The 24,069-nt window shown below is 57.4% G+C and carries 18 protein-coding genes; 16 read left to right on the top strand and 2 right to left on the bottom strand.

The genetic code is table 11. From position 1 onward, the window contains the following. Positions 1-80 precede the first annotated feature (80 nt). The 12 genes from ARC85_RS11885 to ARC85_RS11940 all read left to right on the top strand — a co-directional run bounded on the left by ARC85_RS11885 (position 81) and on the right by ARC85_RS11940 (position 16,139). Positions 81-1,145: a pilus assembly protein PilM gene (locus tag ARC85_RS11885; RefSeq protein ID WP_031211232.1), complete on the top strand. Its 1,065-nt coding sequence runs from the start codon at positions 81-83 to the stop codon at positions 1,143-1,145. Continuing rightward, a complete protein-coding gene (locus ARC85_RS11890) occupies positions 1,145-1,708 on the top strand; it encodes a PilN domain-containing protein (RefSeq protein WP_153741469.1) in 564 nt (187 codons plus the stop codon). Before ARC85_RS11885 ends, ARC85_RS11890 begins: the two co-directional genes overlap by 1 nt. After that, a complete protein-coding gene (locus ARC85_RS11895) occupies positions 1,708-2,319 on the top strand; it encodes a type IV pilus inner membrane component PilO (protein ID WP_286714912.1) in 612 nt (203 codons plus the stop codon). The genes ARC85_RS11890 and ARC85_RS11895 overlap by 1 nt, the downstream gene beginning before the upstream one ends. A gap of 2 nt (positions 2,320-2,321) precedes the next feature. Further along, positions 2,322-2,864: a pilus assembly protein PilP gene (locus ARC85_RS11900; RefSeq protein ID WP_023010978.1), complete on the top strand. Its 543-nt coding sequence runs from the start codon at positions 2,322-2,324 to the stop codon at positions 2,862-2,864. A gap of 65 nt (positions 2,865-2,929) precedes the next feature. Beyond that, positions 2,930-4,993, top strand: coding sequence for a type IV pilus secretin PilQ (locus ARC85_RS11905; protein ID WP_502688016.1), 2,064 nt, complete (start codon positions 2,930-2,932; stop codon positions 4,991-4,993). 137 nt (positions 4,994-5,130) lie between these two features. Further along, complete coding sequence (gene aroK, locus ARC85_RS11910) at positions 5,131-5,721, top strand: shikimate kinase AroK (protein WP_286714914.1); 591 nt, start codon at positions 5,131-5,133, stop codon at positions 5,719-5,721. Beyond that, the gene (aroB, locus tag ARC85_RS11915; protein WP_286714915.1) at positions 5,690-6,787 is read left to right on the top strand and encodes a 3-dehydroquinate synthase; all 1,098 of its coding nucleotides are present in this window, start codon (positions 5,690-5,692) and stop codon (positions 6,785-6,787) included. The genes aroK and aroB overlap by 32 nt, the downstream gene beginning before the upstream one ends. A 31-nt stretch (positions 6,788-6,818) precedes the next feature. Beyond that, positions 6,819-8,261 (top strand): AAA family ATPase, encoded by a 1,443-nt coding sequence (locus tag ARC85_RS11920; protein WP_286714916.1) that lies wholly within the window; start codon positions 6,819-6,821, stop codon positions 8,259-8,261. 181 nt (positions 8,262-8,442) lie between these two features. After that, the gene (gltB, locus tag ARC85_RS11925) at positions 8,443-12,891 is read left to right on the top strand and encodes a glutamate synthase large subunit (RefSeq protein WP_041654565.1); all 4,449 of its coding nucleotides are present in this window, start codon (positions 8,443-8,445) and stop codon (positions 12,889-12,891) included. Positions 12,892-12,967: 76 nt separating this feature from the next. Then, on the top strand, positions 12,968-14,386 hold the full coding sequence (locus ARC85_RS11930; protein WP_286714917.1) for a glutamate synthase small subunit GltD family protein: 1,419 nt from the start codon (positions 12,968-12,970) through the stop codon (positions 14,384-14,386). Between the two features lie 128 nt (positions 14,387-14,514). Next, positions 14,515-15,585 (top strand): uroporphyrinogen decarboxylase, encoded by a 1,071-nt coding sequence (hemE, locus tag ARC85_RS11935; protein WP_014420576.1) that lies wholly within the window; start codon positions 14,515-14,517, stop codon positions 15,583-15,585. A 185-nt stretch (positions 15,586-15,770) separates the two neighbouring features. Next, on the top strand, positions 15,771-16,139 hold the full coding sequence (locus ARC85_RS11940) for a PilZ domain-containing protein (RefSeq protein ID WP_023011676.1): 369 nt from the start codon (positions 15,771-15,773) through the stop codon (positions 16,137-16,139). A 293-nt stretch (positions 16,140-16,432) separates the two neighbouring features. Here ARC85_RS11940 and radA read toward each other — a convergent pair whose 3' ends face one another. After that, a complete protein-coding gene (gene radA / locus ARC85_RS11945; RefSeq protein ID WP_286714918.1) occupies positions 16,433-17,809 on the bottom strand; it encodes a DNA repair protein RadA in 1,377 nt (458 codons plus the stop codon). Between the two features lie 70 nt (positions 17,810-17,879). Then, entirely contained in the window at positions 17,880-19,541 is a 1,662-nt protein-coding gene (ettA, locus tag ARC85_RS11950) for an energy-dependent translational throttle protein EttA (RefSeq protein ID WP_153741461.1), read from the bottom strand. 387 nt (positions 19,542-19,928) lie between these two features. On the opposite strand from ettA, the gene glyA reads away from it, so the two are divergent. From glyA to ribBA, 4 genes are all read left to right on the top strand, one after another. Then, positions 19,929-21,182, top strand: a complete 1,254-nt coding sequence (gene glyA / locus ARC85_RS11955) for a serine hydroxymethyltransferase (protein WP_286714919.1) — start codon at positions 19,929-19,931, stop codon at positions 21,180-21,182. Between the two features lie 73 nt (positions 21,183-21,255). Then, positions 21,256-21,774, top strand: a complete 519-nt coding sequence (nrdR, locus tag ARC85_RS11960) for a transcriptional regulator NrdR (protein ID WP_011784360.1) — start codon at positions 21,256-21,258, stop codon at positions 21,772-21,774. Beyond that, entirely contained in the window at positions 21,771-22,886 is a 1,116-nt protein-coding gene (ribD, locus tag ARC85_RS11965; RefSeq protein ID WP_023011679.1) for a bifunctional diaminohydroxyphosphoribosylaminopyrimidine deaminase/5-amino-6-(5-phosphoribosylamino)uracil reductase RibD, read from the top strand. Before nrdR ends, ribD begins: the two co-directional genes overlap by 4 nt. 64 nt (positions 22,887-22,950) lie before the next feature. Continuing rightward, a complete protein-coding gene (gene ribBA, locus ARC85_RS11970; RefSeq protein ID WP_206855074.1) occupies positions 22,951-24,066 on the top strand; it encodes a bifunctional 3,4-dihydroxy-2-butanone-4-phosphate synthase/GTP cyclohydrolase II in 1,116 nt (371 codons plus the stop codon). Positions 24,067-24,069: the final 3 nt, after the last annotated feature.

Consider the following 24,069-nt stretch of genomic DNA (forward strand, 5'->3'; position numbering starts at 1 on the left):
CCTCTGAAATGATCGCCTTTACAGGGAGTGGTTCAGGGGTTCCAACGCCGGGTGCATTTAACCAGGTATAGGGTGAGCGCGTGTTCGGATTACCAGGAAAAAAATCCAGTGCCGTCCTTGGGGTGGATATAAGCTCCAGTTCGGTCAAGCTGCTAGAGCTGTCAAAACATGGCGATCGATACAAGGTCGAGAGCTATGCGGTAGAGCCGTTGCCGGCCAATGCAGTTGTTGAAAAAAACATCACAGACGTCGAAGCGGTTGGGGAAGTGCTCAAGCGTGTCGCGTCCAAGTCACGCACCAGTGTGAAACAGGTGGCTGTTGCTGTTTCCGGCTCGGCGGTGATCACCAAGGTTATCCAGATGGATGGTGGTCTTAACGAGTTTGAGATGGAAGACCAGATCGCACTGGAAGCGGATCAGTACATTCCTTACCCCCTCGATGAAGTGGCGATCGATTTCGAAGTCCAGGGCCCTTCCGAATCCAACCCGGACCAGGTGGATGTGCTGCTGGCGGCCTGCCGTAAGGAAAACGTCGATATCCGCGAAGACGCCCTGGAAATTGCAGGGCTGACAACCAGGATTGTCGATGTGGAAGCCTACGCTCTGGAGCGCGCTTACAGTCTGATTGAGCCCCAGCTTGATTCTCAGGGCGAGGAGTTGGTGGTTGCCATCGTCGATATCGGTGCAACCATGACAACCCTGAGTGTGCTGGCAGAGGGCAAAACGGTCTATACCCGCGAGCAGATCTTTGGCGGAAAACAGCTGACGGAAGAAATTCAGCGTCGTTACGGGCTTTCGTTTGAAGAGGCGGGTCTGGCCAAGAAGCAGGGCGGTTTGCCGGACGACTACAACGAGGAAGTCCTGACCCCGTTCCGGGAAGCGGTTGTTCAGCAAGTGGCACGGGCGCTGCAGTTTTTCTTCGGCGCCAGTCAGTACAACGTGGTGGATTACGTGGTGCTCGCCGGTGGAACAGCGTCGATTCAGGGGCTCACGGAAATGGTGGAAGAGAAAACCGGAACGCCAACCCTGGTGGCCAATCCGTTTGCCAACATGGCGGTGGGTTCCCGGGTCAACGCCTCTGCGCTCAGCAATGATGCCCCCTCATTGATGATTGCCTGTGGTCTGGCAATGAGGAGTTTTGACTGATGGCAAAGATTAACCTCAGGCCCTGGCGGGAAGAGCTTCGCGCGGAGAAGCAGAAGCAGTTTGTCGTGATGATACTGGGCGCCGTGATTATCGCGGGTGGCCTCGCTTTCCTCTGGAAATCGGATATGGACAGCCGGATTGCCTACCAGCAATCCCGTAATGCCTATATCGAGACCGCGACGAAAGAGCTGGACAAGCAAATCAAGGAGATTGAAAACCTCAAGCGTCAGCGCGATGAGTTGCTGGCGCGCATGCAGGTGATTCAGGATCTTCAGGGCAAGCGGCCGGTAATTGTGCGGGTGTTCGATGAGTTGGTGAGAACCCTTCCTGACGGACTTTACTACACCGATCTCAAGAAAACCGGTGAGCGACTCGAAATCGTGGGTATGGCAGAGTCCAATAGCCGCATTTCGAACCTGATGCGTCAGTTCGAAGATTCTGAATGGTTTGCCAATCCCAATCTGACTAATGTGGCCGCAGCAGACAGCCGTCGCGCTGGCTACAGTCAGTTCAATCTCTCTGTCCAGCAACGGACACCAGAGCCCGAAGGGGAGGATAACTGATGAGCCTCGCGGACTCTCTGAAAAGTCTTAACGAATTCGATATCAATGATCTTGATCTCAACAACGCAGGTATCTGGCCCGCGCCGGTAAAGGCTATCGTGGCGTTAATTGTCTTCAGCCTGATACTCGGTGGTGGATACTGGTTCTTTATCAAGGATCAGTATGCCCAGCTTGATCGAGTGGAGCAGCAAGAGCAGGAGCTCAAGCAGCGCTACGAGCAAAAAGCGTATCAGGTGGCGAACCTGGATGTTTTCAAGGCACAGATGGAAGAGATGGAGGAAACCTTTGGAGCGCTGGTGCGTCAGCTGCCTAGTGAAACCGAGGTGCCTGGCCTGCTGGAAGATATTACCAATACGGCGTTAGGGAGCGGTTTGGCGCTGCAGGAAGTAAAGCTTCAGCCGGAGCAGCAGCGAGACTTCTATTCCGAGCTTCCCATCAATATCCGAGTGTCAGGTTCGTATCATGAGCTGGCCTCTTTCGTAAGCAGTGTGGCGAGCCTGCCGCGCATCGTAACACTGCACGATTTAACCATTAAACCAATGGGCGGAGACGGAGACCAGCTGGACATGCAGGTGGTTGCCCGTACTTACCGCTACCGGGCTGGAGAATGAGCATGACAGGAAAGCATGCGGGAAAAGCCTGGCTGGGTGTGTGTCTGGCGTCTTTGCTGACGGCTTGTTCCCAGGGAAACGGTTTCTCGGATCTCGACAAGTTCATGGCGGATACTCGGGCCAAGCCTCGGGGACACGTGGAACCCTTGCCGGAGTTTAAGGCCTATGAGGCTTTCAGTTATTCGGCGGCCGATCGCCGGGCGCCGTTTGAGCCGCCAGTCGATGTTCAGCTTACCATGGTGGATGAACAGCCGGTCAGTGATGTTGAGCCGGATCTGGATCGCCCCAGGGAGGTTCTCGAGAACTTTGATCTGAAGTCTCTGGCCATGGTGGGCACCCTGCAGGGGGTTGAGGGGAACCTGTTCGCCCTGATAAGAGATAGCGCCGGTGGCATTCACCGGGTGCGCACCGGTAATTACATGGGCCAGAACTATGGCCGTATTGTGGGCGTCAGTGAAACCCGCATTGAACTGATTGAAATCGTTCCGAATGGCCGGGGTGGTTGGGTAGAACGCCCGCGCTCCCTGTCTTTGGATGAAGGCTGAGGAGCGGTAACGGTATGAATTCAAGAAACATGCACGAACAAACAGGTTTAGGGTCGAGGCTAGCGATGTTCAAAAAACTCAATGTCTGCGTAGGCGTGATTGCCATCGGGTTATGGAGCGGCCTGGCCAGCGCGGTCACGCTGCAGGACTTGTCGTTTTCGTCGCTGCCAGGAGAGCGGCTGGAAGTCACTATGCAGTTTGATGGCACGCCGCCGGAGCCGTCGGGCTATACCATAGAACGGCCGGCCCGGATAGCGGTAGATCTGAAGGACACCACCAGTGCTCTGAATCAGCGCAGTATCCCTCTGGGTTCAGGTAATGCTCAGAGCGTGACCGTGGTGGAAACCAAGGATCGTACTCGGTTGATCTTTAACCTGGTTGAATTGGTACCTCACGACACCGTGCGTACCAACAACTCTCTGGTAATGACCATTGGCGGTGAGTCCGATGCCGCCGCCTCTACCTCTTCTCAGCCGGCACAGCGCACGACAACGGATTCTCCAGCATCGTCGAATGCGTTGGCTGGCGTCGATTTCCGTCGAGGTAAAGAGGGTGAAGGTCGGGTGATCGTCGATCTCGGAAGTAACACGGCGACCGTAAACCTGAATGAGTTGGGCGGCCGGATCCGCTTGACCATGCCGGATCTTCAGGTGCCTGCGGATCTTCGGCGCCGCCTGGATGTAACTGATTTTGCTACCCCGGTTACGCGCATCGATACGTATGTAGAAGATGGCAGTGCGGTAGTTGAAATTCGGCCGGAGGGCGACTACGACTATATCGCTTATCAGTCTGGTCGCGAATTCACCGTGAGTGTTGAAGCGCTGACTCAGGAGGAAGCCGAAGCTCGCAGAGAGGAGAAGTTCCCGTATACCGGCGAGAAGCTCTCCCTGAACTTCCAGGATATTGAAGTTCGCTCTGTCCTGCAGCTGATTGCTGATTTCACCGGTCTTAACCTGGTTGCCAGTGATACAGTGGGTGGCAGTATCACTCTGCGCCTGCAGAATGTGCCCTGGGACCAGGCGCTGGATCTGATCCTCAAAACCAAAGGTTTGGACAAACGCCAGATTGGCAACGTCCTGCTGGTTGCGCCTGCTGAAGAAATTGCGGCTCGTGAGAAGCTGGAGCTCGAGACAAATAAGCAGATCGCTGAGCTGGCGCCGGTGCGGCTGGATATTATTCAGGTGAACTATGCCAAGGCCGCAGATGTAGTGTCGCTGATCCAGGCGGATGAAGAACTGATCTCTTCCCGCGGCTTTGTGTCTTCTGATGCAAGAACCAATACCATCAGTGTTCGTGAGACGGCCGAGAAACTTGAGGAAATTCGTCGCCTGGTATCTACTTGGGACGTGCCAGTCCGTCAGGTTTCTATTGAAGCCCGCATTGTGCGAGCTCAAACCAACGTTGCTGAGGATCTGGGCGTCCGCTGGGGCGGCGGCGGATTTGACATCCGTGGGGACAATATCGTCAAGGTGGGTGGCTCCCTGGATACTCTGAGTGAGGCTACTGACATTGCAAACGGCGACGGAGACAGCTTCTCATTCCCCGGGGGACTGGTTGCAGATCTCGGGGTTACCGGTGAAGGTGCTTCATCCATTGCGATCGGCTGGGGTAGTGATGACTTTCTTGTAGATTTGGAGTTGTCGGCGCTCGAGAGCGACGGGCGGGCAGAAGTAGTGTCTCAACCTCGAGTTGTGACTGCTGATCGCCAGACCGCGTCTATCAAATCGGGTGAGGAAATTCCTTACCAAGAAGCATCATCCAGTGGTGCCACCTCGGTATCGTTCAAAGAAGCTGTGCTGTCACTGGAAGTTACTCCTCAGATCACTCCGGACGACAACATTATTATGGACCTCGTTGTGAATCAGGATTCCCGCGGTGAAGTAACTGCTGGTATTCCCTCCATCAATACCAACGAAGTCACGACTCAGGTCCTGGTGGCCAATGGAGAGACAGTTGTGTTGGGCGGTATCTTCCAGTCAGAAGTTGCTACTCAGACAACCAAAACGCCTTTCCTTGGTGACATCCCATACCTTGGTCGCTTGTTCAAGCGTACGGAGCATATTGATGAGCGCAGTGAGTTGTTGATCTTTATTACACCGAAGATCATCAAGAACGATCTGATTCAGTAACCGTTCGCCAATGGTTCAAAACCGCCGGTAACCCCGGCGGTTTTTTCGTTCAGGGGTGGTTCACCGGTTCCAAGCCGCTTATGGATTGCCGGTCCTTATGCTATTCTCACCCGCCTGAAACCTGTTGAGCGGAAATTATGTCTTTGCCCAAACGTGTTGTTCTGGTTGGGCCCATGGGGGCTGGAAAAAGCACCATTGGCCGGTTGCTGGCCAGGGAGCTCGGCTATCGATTCCTGGACTCGGACCGGATTATCGAAGAGCGATGTGGTGCCAATATTCCCTGGATCTTCGATGTTGAAGGTGAGGACGGTTTTCGTCAGCGTGAAACCGCAATGCTTGACGAGCTGTCCAATGAGGTGGGCACGGTGCTGGCGACCGGGGGCGGTGCCGTCATGCGTGCTGAAAACCACGGATTGTTGAAAAAGAACGCTGTGGTGGTTTACCTAAAAACCTCCATCGATCAACAGGTTGAGCGCACCCGAAAGGATCGTAACCGACCGTTGCTGCAGAATGACGATCCGGAAGGCGTGTTGCGCAGGCTGTTTGCGATTCGGGATCCGCTTTATACCGAGTTGGCAGACATCGTGATGTTTACCGATCGCAAAAGCCCACGTCTTGTCGTGCGGCAACTGGTCAACCGTATCAATCCTAAAACGCCCCGCCACAGAAGGCAGCGGCGGAAAGAGGGCAGGCATAATGCACAAGGTACTTCGAGAGCTGAAGGTTGAGCTTGGGGAGCGTAGTTATCCGATCATTATCGGGCAAGGGCTGCTGGGCTCGTTTGACCTGACACCCTGGGTGACGGGCCAGCAGGTTATGATCGTTACCAACGATACCGTTGGCCCGCTGTACCTTGAGAAAGTGAAAGGCTGTTTTCCCGGGAAAACCATCGACATGGTTACCTTGCCCGATGGCGAAAAGTTCAAGGACTGGCAGACCCTCAACCTGATTTTTGATGCTCTGCTGGAGAAACGTCATACCCGAAAAACCACCCTTGTCGCTTTGGGCGGTGGTGTTGTTGGTGATATGGCAGGTTTCGCGGCGGCCTGTTACCAGCGTGGTGTTCCCTTCATTCAGGTGCCGACCACGCTGCTTTCCCAGGTGGACTCCTCTGTCGGGGGGAAAACGGGGATCAACCATCCGCTTGGCAAGAACATGATCGGTGCCTTTCATCAGCCGCAGGCGGTCCTGATCGATACCGACAGCTTGCAAACGCTGCCGGCGAGGGAGGTGTCTGCCGGACTCGCTGAGGTGATCAAGTATGGTCTGATTCGGGACGAGTCTTTCCTGGCCTGGCTTGAGGATTCTATGGAGAGCCTGTTACGACTTGATGCTGAGGCATTAGGTGAGGCGATCTATCGTTCCTGTGTCTGTAAGGCGGAAGTTGTTGCGCTTGACGAACGAGAGGGCGGGTTGCGTGCAATCCTCAATCTTGGCCATACCTTTGGTCATGCCATTGAAACCTTTGCTGGCTACGGCAACTGGTTGCACGGTGAAGCCGTGGGCACGGGTATGATGATGGCAGCCGATCTCTCTGTGAGAGAGGGGCTGATCTCGGCGGACGACCGGGCCCGGGCGGTTGCCCTGATTCGGCGCGCTCGTTTGCCTGAGTGGGCACCGAGCGGCATGACATCAGAGGACTTCATGAATCTGATGTCCGTGGACAAGAAGAATGTGGATGGTCGGCTACGGTTGGTTCTCCTGAAAGCAATAGGTGATGCCTTTATCACCGAGAATGCCTCCGCTGACAACATCCGTGATACCTTGAGGGCATTCCTGCCACAGGCAGGCTGATGGGCTCTGAGTTTCGAAACAGGGACAGCGTGTGACTCAAGAATCCTTGAACAGTTCCGATGGTGGGGGGCTTTTCCCTCGACTCCAGCAGCGATACGGTCTTCGAGACAATCCTCTCGAGATGGAAACGCCGTTTTTCCCGGATGCCATGCGTCAGCACGCTTTGGAGACGTTGCGCCATCTTTGTGGGTTCGGGGACATGGTGCTGGTTCTGACCGGTGCGCCGGGGGCCGGTAAGACCCGGGTATTGGCAGAGTTGGTGCGCAGCGAGTCCTCAAGGCTTGATTTTCATCGAATTCCCGCGTCGGCGCTTACCAGCCGCCAGGCTCTCGCGCGTTACCTGAAACAACTGGCAAAATCCGGGATACCGGCAGACTCTGAGCCCAGAGAGGCCGTTTATCGCTTTTTTCGCTGGTCCGAATCCGGCCTCCGCCGAGGTCACCGGCAAGTGCTGCTGATTGACGATGCAGACCGGGTTGAGTCGGATGTTCTGAATCTTCTGGTAGCAGGCTTTGTGGCATCAGAACGGTCTGTTTCTGCCGTTCCGATTCTGGCCGGAACCGAGCAGGTCTGGAGCCAGTTGGAAGATCGTCCGGATTCCGCTTATGCGCATCACCTGAACCTGCCTCCGTTAAGCCGCGAAGATGTCAAGGCTTATCTCGAACCCAGGGTTCACCGGGCGGGTGGTTCTCAGTCTGAGCTGCTGTCGGCCTCTCGGCTGAAAAAGCTTGAGGTGTTGAGTCAGGGTAGCTTTGGTCGGCTAAAGCGTGTTGCGCCGGGTGTTTGGCTGGACATGGTGCCGTCTTCGGCAACGTCCTCTTCAAAAGCTGGTTTTACGGTTGCGCATTTACGGTGGCCTGCGCTGGGGCTGGTGTTGCTGGCGGCATCCTGGTGGTTTGTTTCCCAGCAATACGAGAGCACGGTTCAGCGACAAGCCGGCGCCGAGGTTGAGCCTGAGCTAGTCCGTAAGAGCATTACCATTGGTCCGGGTGCTGAGGATCCTGAACCGGAAATAGCGCCTTTGATTGCGCCTGCGGGCCAGGATGAGCCTGTCGTTCCGGGCGAGAACAATGCGGCTGAGGAATTGACACAGGCCCCGCCTGAAACAGAGATTGTCCCAGGGCCAGAGCCAGGGCCAGGGCCAGGGCCAGGGCCAGAGCCAGAGCCAGATTTGCCCCAATTCGCTCCGGAAATGCCTGACTCATACGTGCCAATAGGTGAGCTGCGAGCGCGGGAAGGGTGGACACTGCAACTGGTTGCCGGTAATTACGAGTCGACCGTACTGGAGGTGCTTGGCCGGGCATCTGACGGGTCCGCCCTCGAGTATACTGTCGGTGAAAGGCAAGGGCGCCAGTGGTTCATGTTGTTGTATGGCCGCTTCGCCAGTCAGGCTGAAGCGCAGACTGCGGCGCGTAATCTTCCCCCGGAGTTGGGAGTGAGCAATGCCTGGGCGCGGGCATTCAGGAGCCTGTAGGTCTGCACCATAGTGGTGCGTTTTTCGGGGTGGCGGTGGCCCGAACAGCGAAAAAAATTGTATACGTAGTTTCACGTGTGTAAAATCCCTTCCCCCTTTTTTTCGGTGTCAGCGCATTTCTCGCACCATTTCGGTGCAAGGTCGTCGCTGGCGGGAAGCATTTACACGCGAGAGAACGCTTATGACAACAGGCTTGTATCATCCTGATGAGTTCAGGGACAACTGCGGTTTTGGCCTGATTGCCCACATGAAGGGCGAAGCGAGCCATAAGCTGTTGCAGACAGCCATTGAATCTCTGACCTGCATGACTCACCGGGGCGGCATTGCTGCCGATGGCAAGACCGGTGATGGTTGTGGTCTGCTTATTCAGAGCCCCAAGGCCTTCCTCTATAAAGCTGCCCAGGCAGCCTTCGGCAAAAAACCTGGCGACTTGTTTGCGGTTGGCCAGGTTTTTTTGGCTAAGGACGACGCAAAAGCTTCTGCTGGCCGATCAGCTATTGAAAAAAGGCTGACGGAGCAAGGCCTTGAAATTATGGGTTGGCGGGAAGTGCCCGTCGATGACAGTTGCCTTGGCCCCATGGCTCTGGATTGTCTGCCACGCATCGAACAGGTATTTGTAGAGCCCGGCGGCAAGGAAGAAAAGGAATTTGCGATCAGTCTGTTCGTCGGGCGCCGCCACGCTGAACGAGATATGGCGGAAGACCCGGAATTCTATATCTGCAGTCTTTCCCATAAGACGTTGGCCTACAAAGGCCTGATGATGCCCGCGGATCTGGCCAACTTCTACAAGGATCTTGGTGATCCGGATCTGCAAACGGCCATCTGCGTTTTCCACCAGCGCTTCTCGACCAACACCATGCCGCGTTGGCCGCTGGCGCAGCCGTTCCGGTTCCTGGCCCATAATGGTGAGATAAACACCATCGACGGTAACCGTAACTGGGCAATCGCCCGCGCAGCCAAGTTCAGCTCACCGGATTTGCCGGATCTGCAGACCCTGCAGCCGCTGGTTAACCTGACTGGCTCCGACTCCTCCAGCATGGACAACATGCTGGAAGTGCTCCTGGCAGGTGGTGTTGACCTGTTCCGGGCGGTGCGCATGATGATTCCGCCTGCCTGGCAGAATGTCGATACCATGGATTCTGAACTGCGGGCCTTTTACGAGTACAACTCCATGCACATGGAGCCTTGGGATGGCCCGGCGGGCCTGGTAATGTCAGATGGCCGTTATGCGCTGTGTATGCTGGATCGCAATGGTCTGCGTCCTGCACGTTGGGTTATCACCAAGGACGATTTCATCACCCTGGCCTCGGAAGTAGGTACGTACAGCTACTCACCGGATGATGTGGTGGCCAAGGGGCGGGTTGGCCCGGGTCAAATGCTGGCCATCGATACCGAATCCGGCGAGGTCCTGCATACCGGGGATATCGACCAGCGGCTCAAAAAAGCCCAGCCCTACAAGCGCTGGCTCAAAGACAACGCGCTGCGAGTCGAGACCACGCTGAATCAGGCGACCCCGGAATTCAAACTGATGGAATCCGACGAGCTTCTGGTTCATCAGAAGATGTTCAATATCTCGTTTGAAGAGCGGGACCAGGTGCTGCGCCCACTGGCTGAGAGTGCCCAGGAGGCGGTCGGTTCCATGGGGGACGATACCCCGATGGCAGTTCTGTCCAGCAAGGTGCGCCATGTGGCGGATTACTTCCGGCAAAAATTCGCGCAGGTCACCAACCCGCCCATTGATCCGCTCCGTGAGACCATCGTCATGTCTCTGGAGACCTGTCTGGGCGCAGAGCAGAACGTTTTCGAGGAGTCTCCGGAGCACGCTAACCGGATTATCCTGACCACGCCGGTGCTGTCGCCGGCCAAGTTCCTGAAGATCAGTAATAACGATCGTCCGGGATTTGAAGTGGCAAAAATTGCCCTGAGCTATCGCCCGGAAGAGGGCCTGGAGCAGGCGGTTCGTCGGGTATGTGACGAGGCTGAAAAAGTCGTCCGTGATGGCAAGGTGCTGCTGATTCTCAGCGATAAGGATCTGGCTCAGGGCGATCTCCCCATCAATGCCCTGATGGCCACCGGCGCAGTGCACCATCACCTGGTGGCGAGAGGTCTGCGCTGTGATTCCAACATCATCGTGGAGACTGGCTGGGCTCGGGACCCGCATCACTTTGCGGTACTGTTCGGGTTTGGTGCTACGGCGGTCTACCCGTACCTGGCGTACCAGATCCTGAACGATCTGATTCGCACCGGCGAAATGCTGATGGATCCGATCGAAGCCAAGAACAATTACCGTAAGGGCATCAACAAGGGCTTGCTGAAGATCCTGTCGAAGATGGGGATCTCCACCATTACCTCCTATCGCGGTGCGCAACTGTTTGAAGCCATTGGTCTTGCCGACAATGTGGTAGACCTGTGTTTCAAAGGCGTCCCGAGCCGGATTCAGGGTGCCGACTTCTTCGATTTCCAGCAGGATCAGGAGCAGTTGGCCGCGGTCGCCTGGAAGCCCCGTAAGCCGATTTCCCAGGGCGGCCTGCTCAAGTACGTGCATGGCCAGGAATACCACGCCTTCAATCCGGACGTGGTGGGCAAACTGCAGGATGCCGTGATCAGTGGCGACTATGGCACCTACAAGGAATATGCTGGTCTGGTCAATGAGCGCCCGGTTGCCACCCTGCGCGACCTGCTGGTGTTCCGTGAGGGCATCCAGTCAATTGACCTGAGCGACGTTGAGCCAGTGGAGAATATTTTCCCGCGCTTTGACTCTGCGGCGATGTCTCTGGGTGCCCTGTCTCCGGAGGCGCACGAGGCTCTGGCCGTGGCGATGAACACGCTGGGTGGTCGTTCCAACTCCGGTGAGGGCGGCGAAGACCCGGCTCGTCACGGCACTAACAAGCGTTCCAAGATCAAACAGGTGGCTTCCGGTCGTTTCGGTGTGACCGCTGAGTACCTGCGTAGTGCCGATGTTATGCAGATTAAGGTGGCCCAGGGTGCCAAGCCGGGTGAAGGCGGCCAGTTGCCGGGTGGTAAGGTGAATGACCTGATCGCGCGCCTGCGTTACTCGGTGCCGGGTGTCACCCTGATTTCGCCACCGCCGCACCACGACATCTACTCCATTGAAGACCTGGCGCAGCTGATCTTCGACCTGAAGCAGGTGAATCCGGAGGCGCTGGTTTCCGTCAAGCTGGTATCAGAGCCTGGTGTGGGCACGATTGCCGCGGGCGTTGCCAAGGCCTATGCCGACCTGATTACGGTTTCCGGTTATGACGGCGGTACCGCAGCCAGTCCGCTGACCTCAATCCGCTACGCTGGTTCCCCCTGGGAGCTGGGCCTGACGGAAACCCAACAGGCCCTGCGCGCCAACGATTTGCGAGGCAAGATTCGCCTGCAGACCGACGGCGGCATCAAGACTGGCTTGGACGTGGTGAAAGCCGCGATTCTGGGCGCGGAAAGCTTTGGCTTCGGTACCACTCCGATGGTGGCGTTGGGTTGTAAATACCTGCGGATCTGCCACCTGAATAACTGTGCGACCGGTGTCGCGACACAGAACGACTATCTGCGCGAAGAGCACTTCAAGGGCACCGTGGAAATGGCCATGAACTTCTTCCGCTTTGTGGCGGAGGAAACCCGTGAATGGCTGGCGAAGCTGGGTGTGCGTTCTCTGGAAGAGTTGGTCGGCCGTGTTGACCTGCTGGAGCGTCTGCCGGGTAATACCGAGCGCCAGAAGAAGCTGGATCTGACCCGTCTGCTGCAGAATGACCACATTCCGGCTGACAAGCCGCACACCTGTCAGATTGAACGCAACAAGCCTTTCGATGAAGGTAAGCTGGCGGAGCAGATGGTGCAAGACACCGCTGCTGCCATCGCCGAGAAGTCCGGCGGTGCCTGGAGTTACCGGGTGACTAACTGTGACCGTTCCATTGGTGCACGCCTGTCTGGCGAGATTGCCGCCCGTTACGGCAACCAGGGCATGACCGATGCGCCCATCACCCTGGACCTGACCGGCACCGCTGGCCAGAGTTTCGGTGTCTGGAACGTTGGTGGTCTGAACCTGATTCTGGAGGGTGATGCTAACGACTACGTGGGTAAAGGCATGACCGGCGGTAAGCTGGTCGTCAAGCCGCCCCGTGGTAGTGATTTCGAGACCCAGGAAACCTCCATTGTCGGTAACACCTGTCTGTATGGCGCAACTGGTGGCAAGCTGTTTGCGGCCGGCACCGCCGGTGAGCGCTTTGCGGTTCGTAACTCCGGCGCCCATGCCGTGGTTGAAGGTGCTGGCGATCACTGCTGCGAATACATGACGGGTGGTCTGGTCACCGTGCTGGGGTCCACCGGCTACAACTTTGGTGCCGGCATGACCGGCGGGTTCGCCTATGTGCTGGACCTGGACAACACCTTTGTGGACAAATACAACCATGAACTGGTTGAGATCCAGCGTATTTCCCGTGAAGACATGGAAGCCTACCGGAACCACCTGCGTGGCGTGATCCGGGAGCACATCTCCGAAACCGGAAGTGCCTGGGCAGAGCACCTACTTGAAGATTTCGACGATTACATCGGCCGTTTCTGGCTGGTCAAGCCCAAGGCCGCGAACCTTCGCAGCCTGCTGGCAAGCACCCGCGCTCGTCCGGAATAACGGGCAGGTCCAACAAGGTTGATGGGTCGCACTCCGGTGCGGCCCCCGTCGAAATCGAGCTGATGAGAGTGGCAACATGAAAGAACGTCTCAACAATGACTTTCAGTTTGTGGAAGTTGGGCGGGTAGACCCGAAGAAGGTGCCTGCCAAGAAGCGCAAAAAGGAATTCGGGGAAATCTATCACCCGTTCAGCGAAACCCATGCGGCCTCCCAGTCCCATCGCTGCCTGGCGTGTGGGAACCCGTACTGTGAATGGAAGTGCCCGGTACACAACTATATTCCGAACTGGCTGAAGCTGGTGTCGGAGGGCAACATCATGAAGGCGGTGGAGCTGTGTCACCAGACTAACTCCCTGCCGGAAGTCTGTGGTCGTGTGTGCCCGCAGGATCGCCTGTGTGAAGGTGCCTGCACCCTGAATGATGGCTACGGCGCGGTTACCATCGGTTCTGTTGAGAAGTACATTACCGACACCGCATTTGCGCTGGGCTGGAAACCGGACATGTCCAATGTCACCTGGACTGACAAGAAGGTGGCTGTGATTGGCGCTGGTCCCGCAGGGCTTGGTTGTGCTGATGTTCTGGTGCGCAACGGCGTCAAGCCTGTGGTGTTTGATCGTTACCCGGAGATCGGTGGCCTGCTGACCTTCGGTATTCCTGAGTTCAAGCTGGAAAAATCCGTTATGTCCCGTCGCCGCAAGGTGTTCGAGGAAATGGGCGTGGAGTTCCGCCTGAGTACCGAAGTAGGCAAAGACGTTCAGCTGAACAAAATCCTGGAAGAATTCGATGCCGTCTTTATGGGTATGGGCACCTACACCTACATGAAAGGTGGGTTCCCCGGTGAGGATCTGCCGGGTGTCTATGACGCCCTGCCGTTCCTGATTTCGAATGTGAACCGTCGCCTGGGTTTCGAGAAAAAGGAATCTGACTTCATCGATATGAAAGGCAAGCGTGTTGTGGTGCTGGGTGGTGGTGACACCGCTATGGACTGTAACCGGACTTCCATTCGCCAGCAGGCCGAGAGCGTGACCTGTGCCTATCGCCGCGATGAGGCCAACATGCCGGGCTCCCGTCGGGAAGTGGCCAACGCGAAAGAGGAGGGCGTCAAGTTCCTGTTCAACCGTCAGCCCATCGCCATCATCGGTGAAGACCGCGTTGAGGGTGTAAAGGTAGTCACCACGGAGCTGGGTGAGCCGGACGAAAACGGCCGTCGTCGTCCGGAAGTGGTTCCGGGCAGTGAGGAAGTGATTCCCGCTGATGCCGTGCTGGTAGCGTTCGGCTTCCGCCCGAGCCCTGCACCCTGGTTTGAAGAGCTGGGCGTGAACACGGACGACTCCGGACGGGTTGCTGCGGCAGAAGAAGCCGAGTTCCCGTTCCAGACCAGCAATGCCAAGATTTTCGCTGGTGGCGACATGGTGCGTGGCTCGGATCTGGTGGTTACCGCAATCTGGGAAGGACGTCAGGCGGCCGAAGGCATCCTGGACTACCTGGACGTTTAACGCTGGATTGACCAGAGTCAGAAAGGGCGGCTTGCTAAGGGTAAGCCGCCCTTTTTTATTCGTGCAAACGGGGTATCATTGCTCCCCATTGTCTCTGACCATTTTTACCGACGAGAACGGGAAACTCTATGACCGAGCTGAAGAACGATCGCTTCCTGCGCGCACTGATGCGCCAGCCTGTAGACCGCACCCCGGTGTGGATGATGCGCCAGGCAGGCCGTTACCTGCCGGAATACCGCGCAACCCGGGCCAAGGCCGGCGACTTCCTCAGTCTGTGTAAAAACACTCCGCTGGCCTGTGAGGTAACTCTTCAGCCGCTGGAACGTTATCCTCTGGATGCCGCCATCCTGTTTTCTGACATTCTGACCATTCCCGATGCTCTAGGGCTGGGGCTCTATTTCGAAACTGGCGAAGGCCCGAAATTCCGTAAGGTCATTCGTTCGGAAGCAGATGTGGATGCACTGCCCAGGATGAATGCCGAGTCTGACCTGGACTACGTGATGAATGCGGTCTCCACCATTCGCCGGGAGCTGAATGGCCGTGTGCCTCTGATCGGCTTCTCTGGCAGCCCCTGGACGCTGGCCACCTACATGATTGAGGGTGGCTCTTCCAAGACCTTCTCCGAAGCCAAAAAGCTGATGTATGGCCAGCCGGAGGTGATGCACCGTTTGCTGGATCACCTGGCGGATTCGGTGATTGACTACCTTAACGGCCAGATCAAGGCTGGTGCCCAGGCGGTACAGATTTTTGATACCTGGGGTGGTGTGCTCAGTAGCTGGGCCTATGAAGAGTTTTCCCTGCGCTACATGAAGAAGATTGTTGATGGTCTGATTCGAGAGAGCGAAGGTCGCCGGGTGCCGGTGATTGTTTTCACCAAGAACGGTGGTCAGTGGCTGGAGTCTATCGCCGATTGTGGCGCCGATGCTGTGGGGCTGGACTGGACGACGGACATCGGTAACGCCCGTGCCCGCGTGGGCGACAAGGTGGCCCTGCAGGGCAACATGGACCCGGCCATGCTGTATGCGCCGAAGGCGCGCATTCGCCAGGAGGTGGCGGATATCCTGAAGCGCTATGGTTCTGGCTCGGGGCATGTGTTCAACCTTGGGCATGGGATTACGCCGGATGTGGATCCGGAGCATGCCGGGGCTTTTATTGAGGCGGTTGTTGAGCTTAGTGGGCAGTATCACCAGCGAAGCTAAACTAGGAGATTGCCGTCATTTGTAGCCCGCTAATCAACCCTCTGGAAGTATCCTCTCTAGAATGGATGCAGCGTTTTCGGACGGTGGCTTCTCTCGCTGTGGTTGCTGGAGGTTCTTTGCTGTACTCCCTTTTGTGCCCGGTCTATAGTCATAGAAAGCAATGACTTTTGATCCGGAGCATTCCCTTGTCTGCTAAAACCTCAGAAAAACGCCGGTTTCACCGAATCAGTTTCGATGCCCCCTGTGAGCTGCATTGTCAGGACCAGGTGTGGTCAACGGAGGTGTTGGATATTTCCCTGAAGGGTGTGTTGGTTCAGCGGCCAGAAGGATGGAAGGTTCCTCTGAACAAGCCCTGTGAAGTGGTGATTCACCTGAATGAGCATGAAGCTGCGATTGTAATGGCGGTGGAGCTGAAGCATGTGGAGGATCATCGGCTGGGATTTCGCTGCCAGTACATTGATCTGGACAGTGCATCGCATTTGAAGCGGTTGGTAGAGCTGAATCTGGGGGATCAGGCGCTTTTGGAGAGAGAGTTTGCGCATCTCATTGATTGATAGTTTTGCGGGGATTTGATGTGGATAGGTCCAATGTTTGGTTGTTGCGGGCTATTTCACTCAGGTTGCTAGGCTGGTGTTGGAGAACGCTTCAAAAAATTTCGGAGGCCATGGATGGCCGGAGAGAAGCGCACATGGGTGAGGCAAGCGTTTATGAAGCGAAGCTTCATGTGCAGCCGAACGACAGCAATCTATGATTGCTGGCCGGACCCGCTTGCGGGGGCTCGTAGCGGTTTTTTGAAGCGTTCTCCAGCAGCAGCCCGACGCTAAAGCCAGAAGGCTAGGGCCAAAACTCAAAGCTCCTCAAGAGCCGAAAGCGCATCCGAAAGCTTGGTCACCGGAATCACCTTCATGCCATCAACGGGCTTACGTGGAACATTGGCCTTCGGCACCAAAGCCCGGGTAAAACCGTGCTTGGCCGCCTCGTAGATACGCTCCTGGCCGCTTGGTACCGGCCGGATCTCGCCAGACAAGCCAACTTCGCCAAAAATCACCAGATCCTGCGGCAGCGCCCGATTCCGGAATGACGAAACCACAGCTGACAGCAAAGCAAGATCCGCACTGGTTTCGTTGACCTTCACACCGGCCACCACATTCACAAACACATCCTGATCCGCAACATGCATGCCGCCATGGCGGTGCAGCACGGCCAGAAGCATCGCTAAGCGGTTCTGGTCAGTCCCTACCGCTACCCGTCTCGGGTAGCTCCCCTGGGCCATGTCCACGAGGGCCTGAATCTCCACCAGCATCGGCCGAGTGCCTTCCCAGACGACCATCACCACGCTACCTGGCGCCGCTTCCTCTCCTCGATTCAGGAAGATGGCGCTGGGGTTTTTTACTTCCTTCAGACCTTGTTCCAGCATGGCGAACACGCCCAGCTCATTAACCGCGCCGAAGCGGTTCTTGATGCCGCGCAGGGTTCGGTAGCGGCTGTCGCTGGAGCCCTCCAGCAGGATCGAGCAGTCAATCATGTGTTCGAGCACCTTCGGCCCCGCCAGGCTGCCATCTTTGGTGACGTGCCCCACCAGCAAGAGGATGGTGCCGGTTTGCTTGGCAAAGCGGGTCAGAAAGGCGGCGCTTTCCCGCACCTGGGATACCGAGCCTGGGGCTGATTCAATGTCCGCCACATGCATTACTTGGATACTGTCAATTACCAGAATGCGGGGTTTCTCCGCTTCCGCCACCTGCATAAGCCGCTCAACGGAGGTTTCCGAGAGCATTTTCAGGTCTTTGGTGGGCAGACCCAGGCGCTTGGCGCGCATGGCCACCTGTTGCAGGGATTCCTCACCGGTGACGTACAGCGCTGAGTGCTTCTCGGCCAGCTGGCAAACCGCCTGCAGTAGCAGGGTGCTTTTACCGGCGCCGGGGTGGCCTCCCATCAACACGGCTGACCCTTCCACCAGGCCGCCACCCAGGACACGGTCGAATTCCTGCATGCCGGTGCTGATGCGTGCCTGTTCTGCCAGACTGACTTCGTCCAGGCTTTTTACCTCCGACAAGCTGCCGGCATAACCCTCAAAACGGGCGCTGCGAGCACCTTTGACGGGGCCTGAGACGCCGCGTACTTCGCTGATGGTGTTCCAGGCCTGGCAGGCGGTACATTGGCCCTGCCACTTGGAATAGTCAGCACCACACTCGGTGCATACAAAGGCGGTTTTGGCTTTGGCCATGGGCATGGTTCCGTGTCGGGCAGATCGGGGAGGGCAAGGGGGCCGGCGCGAAGGCCGGCCCGGTCATCGGTTACGCCAGTTTCTTGTACTTCATGCGCTTGGGCTGCATGGCGGAGTCGCCTTTGCGCTTCTTGAAGTCGGCGTCGTAATCAGTGAAGTTGCCTTCGAAGTAGACTACTTCGCCGTCGTCTTCGAACGCCAGGATGTGGGTCGCTACCCGATCCAGGAACCAGCGGTCGTGCGAAATCACCAGAGCGGAGCCGGGAAAGTTCAGCAAGGCTTCTTCCAGAGCGCGCAGGGTTTCCACGTCCAGGTCGTTGGTGGGTTCGTCCAGCAACAGAACGTTGCCGCCCTGTTTGAGTAGCTTGGCCAGGTGCAGACGGTTGCGCTCACCGCCGGACAGGTCGCCCACTCGTTTTTGCTGGTCGGTGCCCTTGAAGTTGAAACGGCCCACGTAGGCCCGGGACGGGGTCTCGTAGTTGCCGACCTTGATGATGTCCTGGCCGTCGGAAAGCTCTTCCCACACAGTCTTGCTGCCGTCGAGATCGCGCATCTGATCCACGTAGGCCAGTTCCACGGTTTCACCAACGGTGATGGTGCCAGAGTCCGGCTTGTCCATGCCTGCGATCATCTTGAACAGCGTGGATTTCCCCGCGCCGTTACCACCGATGATGCCAACAATCGCACCCGGTGGAACGTGGAACGAGACATTTTCGTACAGCAGGCGGTCGCCAAAGGCCTTGCTGATGCCGTCCACCTCGATCACCTTGTCGCCAAGGCGAGGTCCGGGCGGGATATACAGTTCGTTGGTTTCGTTGCGCTTCTGGAATTCCTGGGAACTCATCTCCTCGAAGCGGGCCAGTCGTGCCTTGCTCTTGGACTGGCGGCCCTTGGCGTTGGTGCGTACCCACTCCAGCTCGTGTTTGATGGCTTTCTGGTGAGCGGCTTCCTGCTTGGCCTCCATTTCCAGGCGCTTCTCTTTGTTCTCCAGCCATTGGCTGTAGTTGCCCTCGAACGGAATGCCGTGGCCACGGTCCAGTTCCAGGATCCAGCCGGCGACGTTGTCCAGGAAGTAACGGTCGTGGGTGATGGCAACGACGGTGCCGTCGTAATCGTGCAGGAAGCGTTCCAGCCAGGCCACGGATTCGGCATCCAGGTGGTTGGTGGGCTCGTCCAGCAGCAGCATGTCCGGGCCGGACAGCAGCAGGCGGCACAGGGCCACGCGGCGGCGCTCACCACCGGACAGTACTTTCACCTTCTGGTCCCAGGCCGGCAGGCGCAGGGCGTCTGCAGCGACTTCCATCTTGCGTTCGATATCGTGGCCGTCGGTGGCCTGGATGATCGCTTCCAGCTCGCCCTGTTTCTTGGCCAGCTCGTCAAAATCGGCATCCGGCTCGGCGTAGGCGGCGTATACCTTGTCGAGTTCAGCCAGGGCGTTGTGAACATGGGCGACAGACTCGTCCACGATTTCCTTGACGGTCTTCTCTTCGTCCAGCTCCGGCTCCTGGGGCAGGTAGCCCACATTGATGCCGGGCTGTGGCCGGGCCTCACCGATGTAATCCTGGTCGACACCCGCCATAATACGCAGCAGGGTGGATTTACCGGCGCCGTTCAAACCAAGTACGCCGATTTTGGCGCCCGGGAAGAAGCTCAGAGAGATGTCTTTCAGAATTTCCCGCTTGGGCGGTACCACCTTGCCCACGCGGTTCATGGTGTATACGTATTGAGCCATTTTGGCATATTCCTTTTATCAAACAGTAGCTTGAAAAATGAAAGCACGTCAGGCGACTGATCGAGGACTTCGGGGTGAGCGATCCGGGATCGTCAAAATCAGGGATGATTTTGTCGAGCGTACAGGGACGTATTTACAGCGTATCCCGGATCGCTCACCCCGAAGGCCGATACCACGGACGTCGGTACCTGAGAACAATAACCGGGTAAGGTATCTAAAGCGTTCCGCGATAGCAATTGACAGCCTCCGGTGTGCCGGTATCTGCGGACGGCATAAAGGATGATTTTTAACCCGCTTTCAAGATAGAATAGCGGCCCAATTTTTCAGGGGTTCCGGCTTGCAAAGAGGCATCGCCGGGCCAGCCATACAGACAGGGGCAGCACATCCATGTTTACTCGTGATATGAAAATCGCCGGTTTCGATGACGAACTTTGGAACGCCATGCAGGCGGAAGAAAAGCGCCAGGAAGCACACATCGAACTGATCGCGTCTGAAAACTACACCAGCCCGCGGGTGATGGAAGCCCAGGGCAGTGTGCTGACCAACAAGTACGCCGAAGGTTACCCCGGCAAGCGTTACTACGGTGGCTGCGAGTTTGTCGACATCGCTGAGGATCTGGCCATTGCCCGCGCCAAGGAGCTGTTTGGTGCGGCCTACGCCAACGTGCAGCCGCACTCCGGCTCCCAGGCCAACTCTGCCGTGTTCATGGCCCTGCTCAAGCCCGGTGATACCGTTCTGGGTATGAGTCTTGCTCACGGTGGCCACCTGACCCACGGTGCCAGCGTGAACTTCTCCGGCAAGATCTACCATGCCGTTCAATACGGTATCAACACCGACACCGGCCTGCTGGACTACGATGAAATCGAGGCGCTGGCGGTTGAGCACAAGCCGAAGATGATCATTGCCGGGTTCTCTGCCTACTCACAGGAGCTGGACTTTGCCCGCTTCCGCGCCATCGCCGACAAGGTGGGCGCCTACCTGTTTGTGGACATGGCCCATGTGGCTGGCCTGGTTGCTGCTGGAGTGTATCCGGACCCGGTTCCGCACGCCCACGTAGTGGCAACCACCACTCACAAGACCCTGCGCGGCCCCCGTGGTGGCCTGATCCTGGCCTGTGATGATGAAGATCTGCAGAAGAAACTGAACTCTGCCGTATTCCCGGGTGGCCAGGGCGGCCCGCTGATGCACGTGATCGCTGCCAAGGCTGTGTGCTTCAAGGAAGCCATGAGCGATGAGTTCAAGGCTTACCAGAAGCAAGTGGTGAAGAACGCTGCGGCCATGGCCGAGGTGTTTGTTGCGCGTGGCTTTGACGTGGTGTCCGGTGGTACCAAAAACCACCTGTTCCTGGTCAGCCTGATCAAGCAGGACATCACCGGTAAAGACGCCGATGCCGCGCTTGGCAAAGCGCACATCACCGTGAACAAGAACGCAGTCCCGAATGACCCGCGCTCGCCGTTTGTGACCTCTGGTCTGCGCATTGGTACCCCCGCAGTCACCACTCGTGGTTTCAAGGAAGGGGAGTGTCGTGATCTGGCCGGCTGGATGTGTGACATCCTCGACAACCTCGAAGACGAAGCAATCGTCAGCCGCGTGCGTGAGCAGGTAGAAGCGGTGTGTGCCCGCTTCCCGGTCTATGGCTAAGTGATAGCGTAACAAGACTGCCCGGGTGTTCCTAACGGAGCCCCGGGCTCTTCCTTTCCGGAGCATCTGAATTATGCATTGTCCTTTCTGTGGTGAAGCCGATACCAAGGTGATTGATTCGCGCCTGGTGGCCGAGGGTGACCAGGTTCGCCGCCGCAGGGAGTGTCTGTCCTGCCGTGAGCGATTTACCACCTTTGAAACTGCCGAGCTGGTGATGCCCCGGGTCGTGAAGCAGGATGGTACCCGGCAGCCATTTGATGAAGAAAAGCTGCGGGCCGGCATCATGAAAGCTCTGGAAAAACGTCCGGTCAGCATTGAGGAAATCGATGCCGCCCTGAACCGTATCAAGTACCGTCTCCGCTCGACTGGTGAGCGTGAAGTCAAGTCGATGCAGTTGGGTGAGGAAGTGATGACCGAGCTGCGCCAACTGGACAAGGTAGCCTACGTGCGTTTTGCGTCGGTTTACCGCAGTTTCCAGGACATCAACGAGTTCAAGGAAGAGATCGAGCGGCTGTCCCAGGGCAATGGCGATACCGCGGTGGATGTTGCCAGGGCATTGGTGGATAACGGTACAGATAAAGGCAAGGCATGATTTCAGACCGTGATCGGGCAATGATGGCCCGGGCCGTTCAACTGGCCTGGCGCGGTCGCTATTCCACTCATCCCAATCCCCGTGTTGGTTGTGTTATTGCCAAAGGCGATCTCATTGTGGGCGAGGGCTGGCACGAGCGTGCCGGCGAAGCCCATGCAGAAGTGCGTGCTTTGAGCCAGGCAGGCCATGAGGCTCGGGGAGCCACCGCCTACGTTACCCTGGAGCCGTGCAGCCACTACGGGCGCACGCCGCCCTGCGCACGGGCACTGATAGATGCCGGTGTGGCCCATGTGTTTGCCGCCACCAAAGACCCCAACCCGTCTGTGTCCGGTCGGGGGCTGGATATGCTCAGGGAGGCTGGCATACGGGTGACCGAAGGCGTGATGGCCGATGAGGCTGCGCGTCTGAATCCTGGCTTCATGAAGCGTATGAATACCGGTCGCCCCTGGGTTCGGCTGAAGATGGCGGCCAGTCTCGATGGCCGGACCGCCATGGCCAGCGGTGAAAGCCAGTGGATAACCGGCCCGGAAGCGCGCGCGGATGTGCAGCGTTTGCGGGCGATCAGCGACGCCATCCTCACCGGGGTAGGTACGGTACTGGCGGATGACCCTTCGTTGACCGTTCGGCGGGACGAGATGGGCGATATCGGCGATGCCACGGATCCGTCCCGGCAGCCGTTGCGGGTGATCGCCGACCGGGATGCCCGTACGCCGGCCACCGCCAGGATTCTTCAGGGTGGCAATGTGCAGGTATTCTGCGCCAGTTCGACACTGGCCTCAGGCCCGGCCCAGGATCTGGCTGCGCTGGGCGTCAGCCTGACCGGGGTTGCCTGGAAAGATAACGGTGTTGATGTCGCCGAGTTGCTGGACGCGCTGGGAGAGCTTGGTATTAACGAGTTGCTGGTTGAAGCCGGCCCTACGCTGGCCGGTACGTTCATCGGTGAAAATCTTGTGGACGAGCTCTGGCTCTACCAGGCCCCGGTTTTCCTGGGTAGTACCGGCAGGCCGACAGCGCATTTGCCGCTGGAGACCATGGCCGACAAAGTGCAATGGAAGGTGCTGGATCGTCGTCAGGTGGGTGAGGATCAGCGTCTGATCCTGGCTCGCCACTAATCATTCAATCCATTCCCCGAGAACCGGCTAGACTGTCGGGAGGGGTGAAAGGGTGCAGAACCGTATGGCACTGAACAGCATTGAAGAAATCATTGAAGACATTCGCCAGGGCAAAATGGTCATCCTGATGGATGATGAGGATCGCGAGAATGAGGGCGATCTGGTGATGGCGGCGGAGCACTGCACGGCAGAGGCCATCAACTTCATGGCCCGCTTTGGCCGCGGACTCATCTGTATGCCCATGACCCGTGATCGCTGCGAACAGCTGGGTCTGCCGTTGATGGTTCAGCAGAATGCTTCTGGCTTCGGAACCAAATTTACCCTGTCTATCGAAGCCCGTGAGGGTGTTACCACGGGGATTTCGGCAGCGGACCGGGCTCGTACCGTGCAGGCAGCGGTTGCCCGGGATGCCAAGGCTTCTGACCTGGTTCAGCCGGGACATATTTTCCCGCTGATGTCCGATCCTGGTGGTGTTCTCAGCCGTGCCGGTCACACCGAAGCGTCGTGCGATCTGGCGGCCCTGGCTGGCTGTGAGCCGGCCGGTGTGATCTGTGAAATCATGAATGATGACGGCTCCATGGCCCGGCGTCCGGATCTTGAGAAGTTCGCAGAAGAGCATGATCTGAAGATCGGCACCATCGCAGACCTGATTCATTACCGCACCATGAACGAACGCACGGTGGAGTGTGTGGAGCAGAACGAACTGGATACCGAGTACGGCGTGTTCAAACTGCACACCTACCGGGACAATATCCAGGGTGCTACCCATCTGGCTATGGTAATGGGCGATATCCAGCCGGAGGAGCCGGTGTTTGTGCGTGTGCACATTACCGATACCCTGCGCGATCTGCTGGGTGCACGCCGCAAAGATTCCCGGAGCTGGCCGCTGCATCACGCACTGGAGAAGGTTGCGGAAGAAGGCAAAGGCGTGGTGGTGCTGCTTAACAGTGCTGAAGACAGCTACAACCTGGAAGACCGGATTCAGGATTTCTTTGACAAAGGGCAGGGATCCTCAGGCAAGGGCAGTTCCGGCGTGTATTTTACCGTCGGTACCGGTTCCCAGATTCTCCGGGATCTTGGAGTCGGTAAAATGCGCCTGCTCAGTCCGCCGGTTAAATTCTCCGCCATCTCCGGTTTCGACCTGGAAGTGGTGGAATACGTACCTTACGCCCCCGAATGATAA

This window comes from Marinobacter sp. tcs-11, from assembly GCF_002049515.1.
Taxonomy (GTDB): Bacteria; Pseudomonadota; Gammaproteobacteria; order Pseudomonadales; family Oleiphilaceae; genus Marinobacter; species Marinobacter nauticus.

Coding starts and splice junctions, on each gene's coding strand:
- ARC85_RS11890 (WP_153741469.1), top strand. CDS start 1,145: ATGGCAAAGATTAACCTCAGGCCCTGGCGGGAAGAGCTTCGCGCGGAG.
- ARC85_RS11895 (WP_286714912.1), top strand. CDS start 1,708: ATGAGCCTCGCGGACTCTCTGAAAAGTCTTAACGAATTCGATATCAAT.
- ARC85_RS11900 (WP_023010978.1), top strand. CDS start 2,322: ATGACAGGAAAGCATGCGGGAAAAGCCTGGCTGGGTGTGTGTCTGGCG.
- ARC85_RS11905 (WP_502688016.1), top strand. CDS start 2,930: ATGTTCAAAAAACTCAATGTCTGCGTAGGCGTGATTGCCATCGGGTTA.
- aroK (WP_286714914.1), top strand. CDS start 5,131: ATGTCTTTGCCCAAACGTGTTGTTCTGGTTGGGCCCATGGGGGCTGGA.
- aroB (WP_286714915.1), top strand. CDS start 5,690: ATGCACAAGGTACTTCGAGAGCTGAAGGTTGAGCTTGGGGAGCGTAGT.
- gltB (WP_041654565.1), top strand. CDS start 8,443: ATGACAACAGGCTTGTATCATCCTGATGAGTTCAGGGACAACTGCGGT.
- ARC85_RS11930 (WP_286714917.1), top strand. CDS start 12,968: ATGAAAGAACGTCTCAACAATGACTTTCAGTTTGTGGAAGTTGGGCGG.
- hemE (WP_014420576.1), top strand. CDS start 14,515: ATGACCGAGCTGAAGAACGATCGCTTCCTGCGCGCACTGATGCGCCAG.
- radA (WP_286714918.1), bottom strand. CDS start 17,809: ATGGCCAAAGCCAAAACCGCCTTTGTATGCACCGAGTGTGGTGCTGAC.
- ettA (WP_153741461.1), bottom strand. CDS start 19,541: ATGGCTCAATACGTATACACCATGAACCGCGTGGGCAAGGTGGTACCG.
- glyA (WP_286714919.1), top strand. CDS start 19,929: ATGTTTACTCGTGATATGAAAATCGCCGGTTTCGATGACGAACTTTGG.
- nrdR (WP_011784360.1), top strand. CDS start 21,256: ATGCATTGTCCTTTCTGTGGTGAAGCCGATACCAAGGTGATTGATTCG.
- ribD (WP_023011679.1), top strand. CDS start 21,771: ATGATTTCAGACCGTGATCGGGCAATGATGGCCCGGGCCGTTCAACTG.
- ribBA (WP_206855074.1), top strand. CDS start 22,951: ATGGCACTGAACAGCATTGAAGAAATCATTGAAGACATTCGCCAGGGC.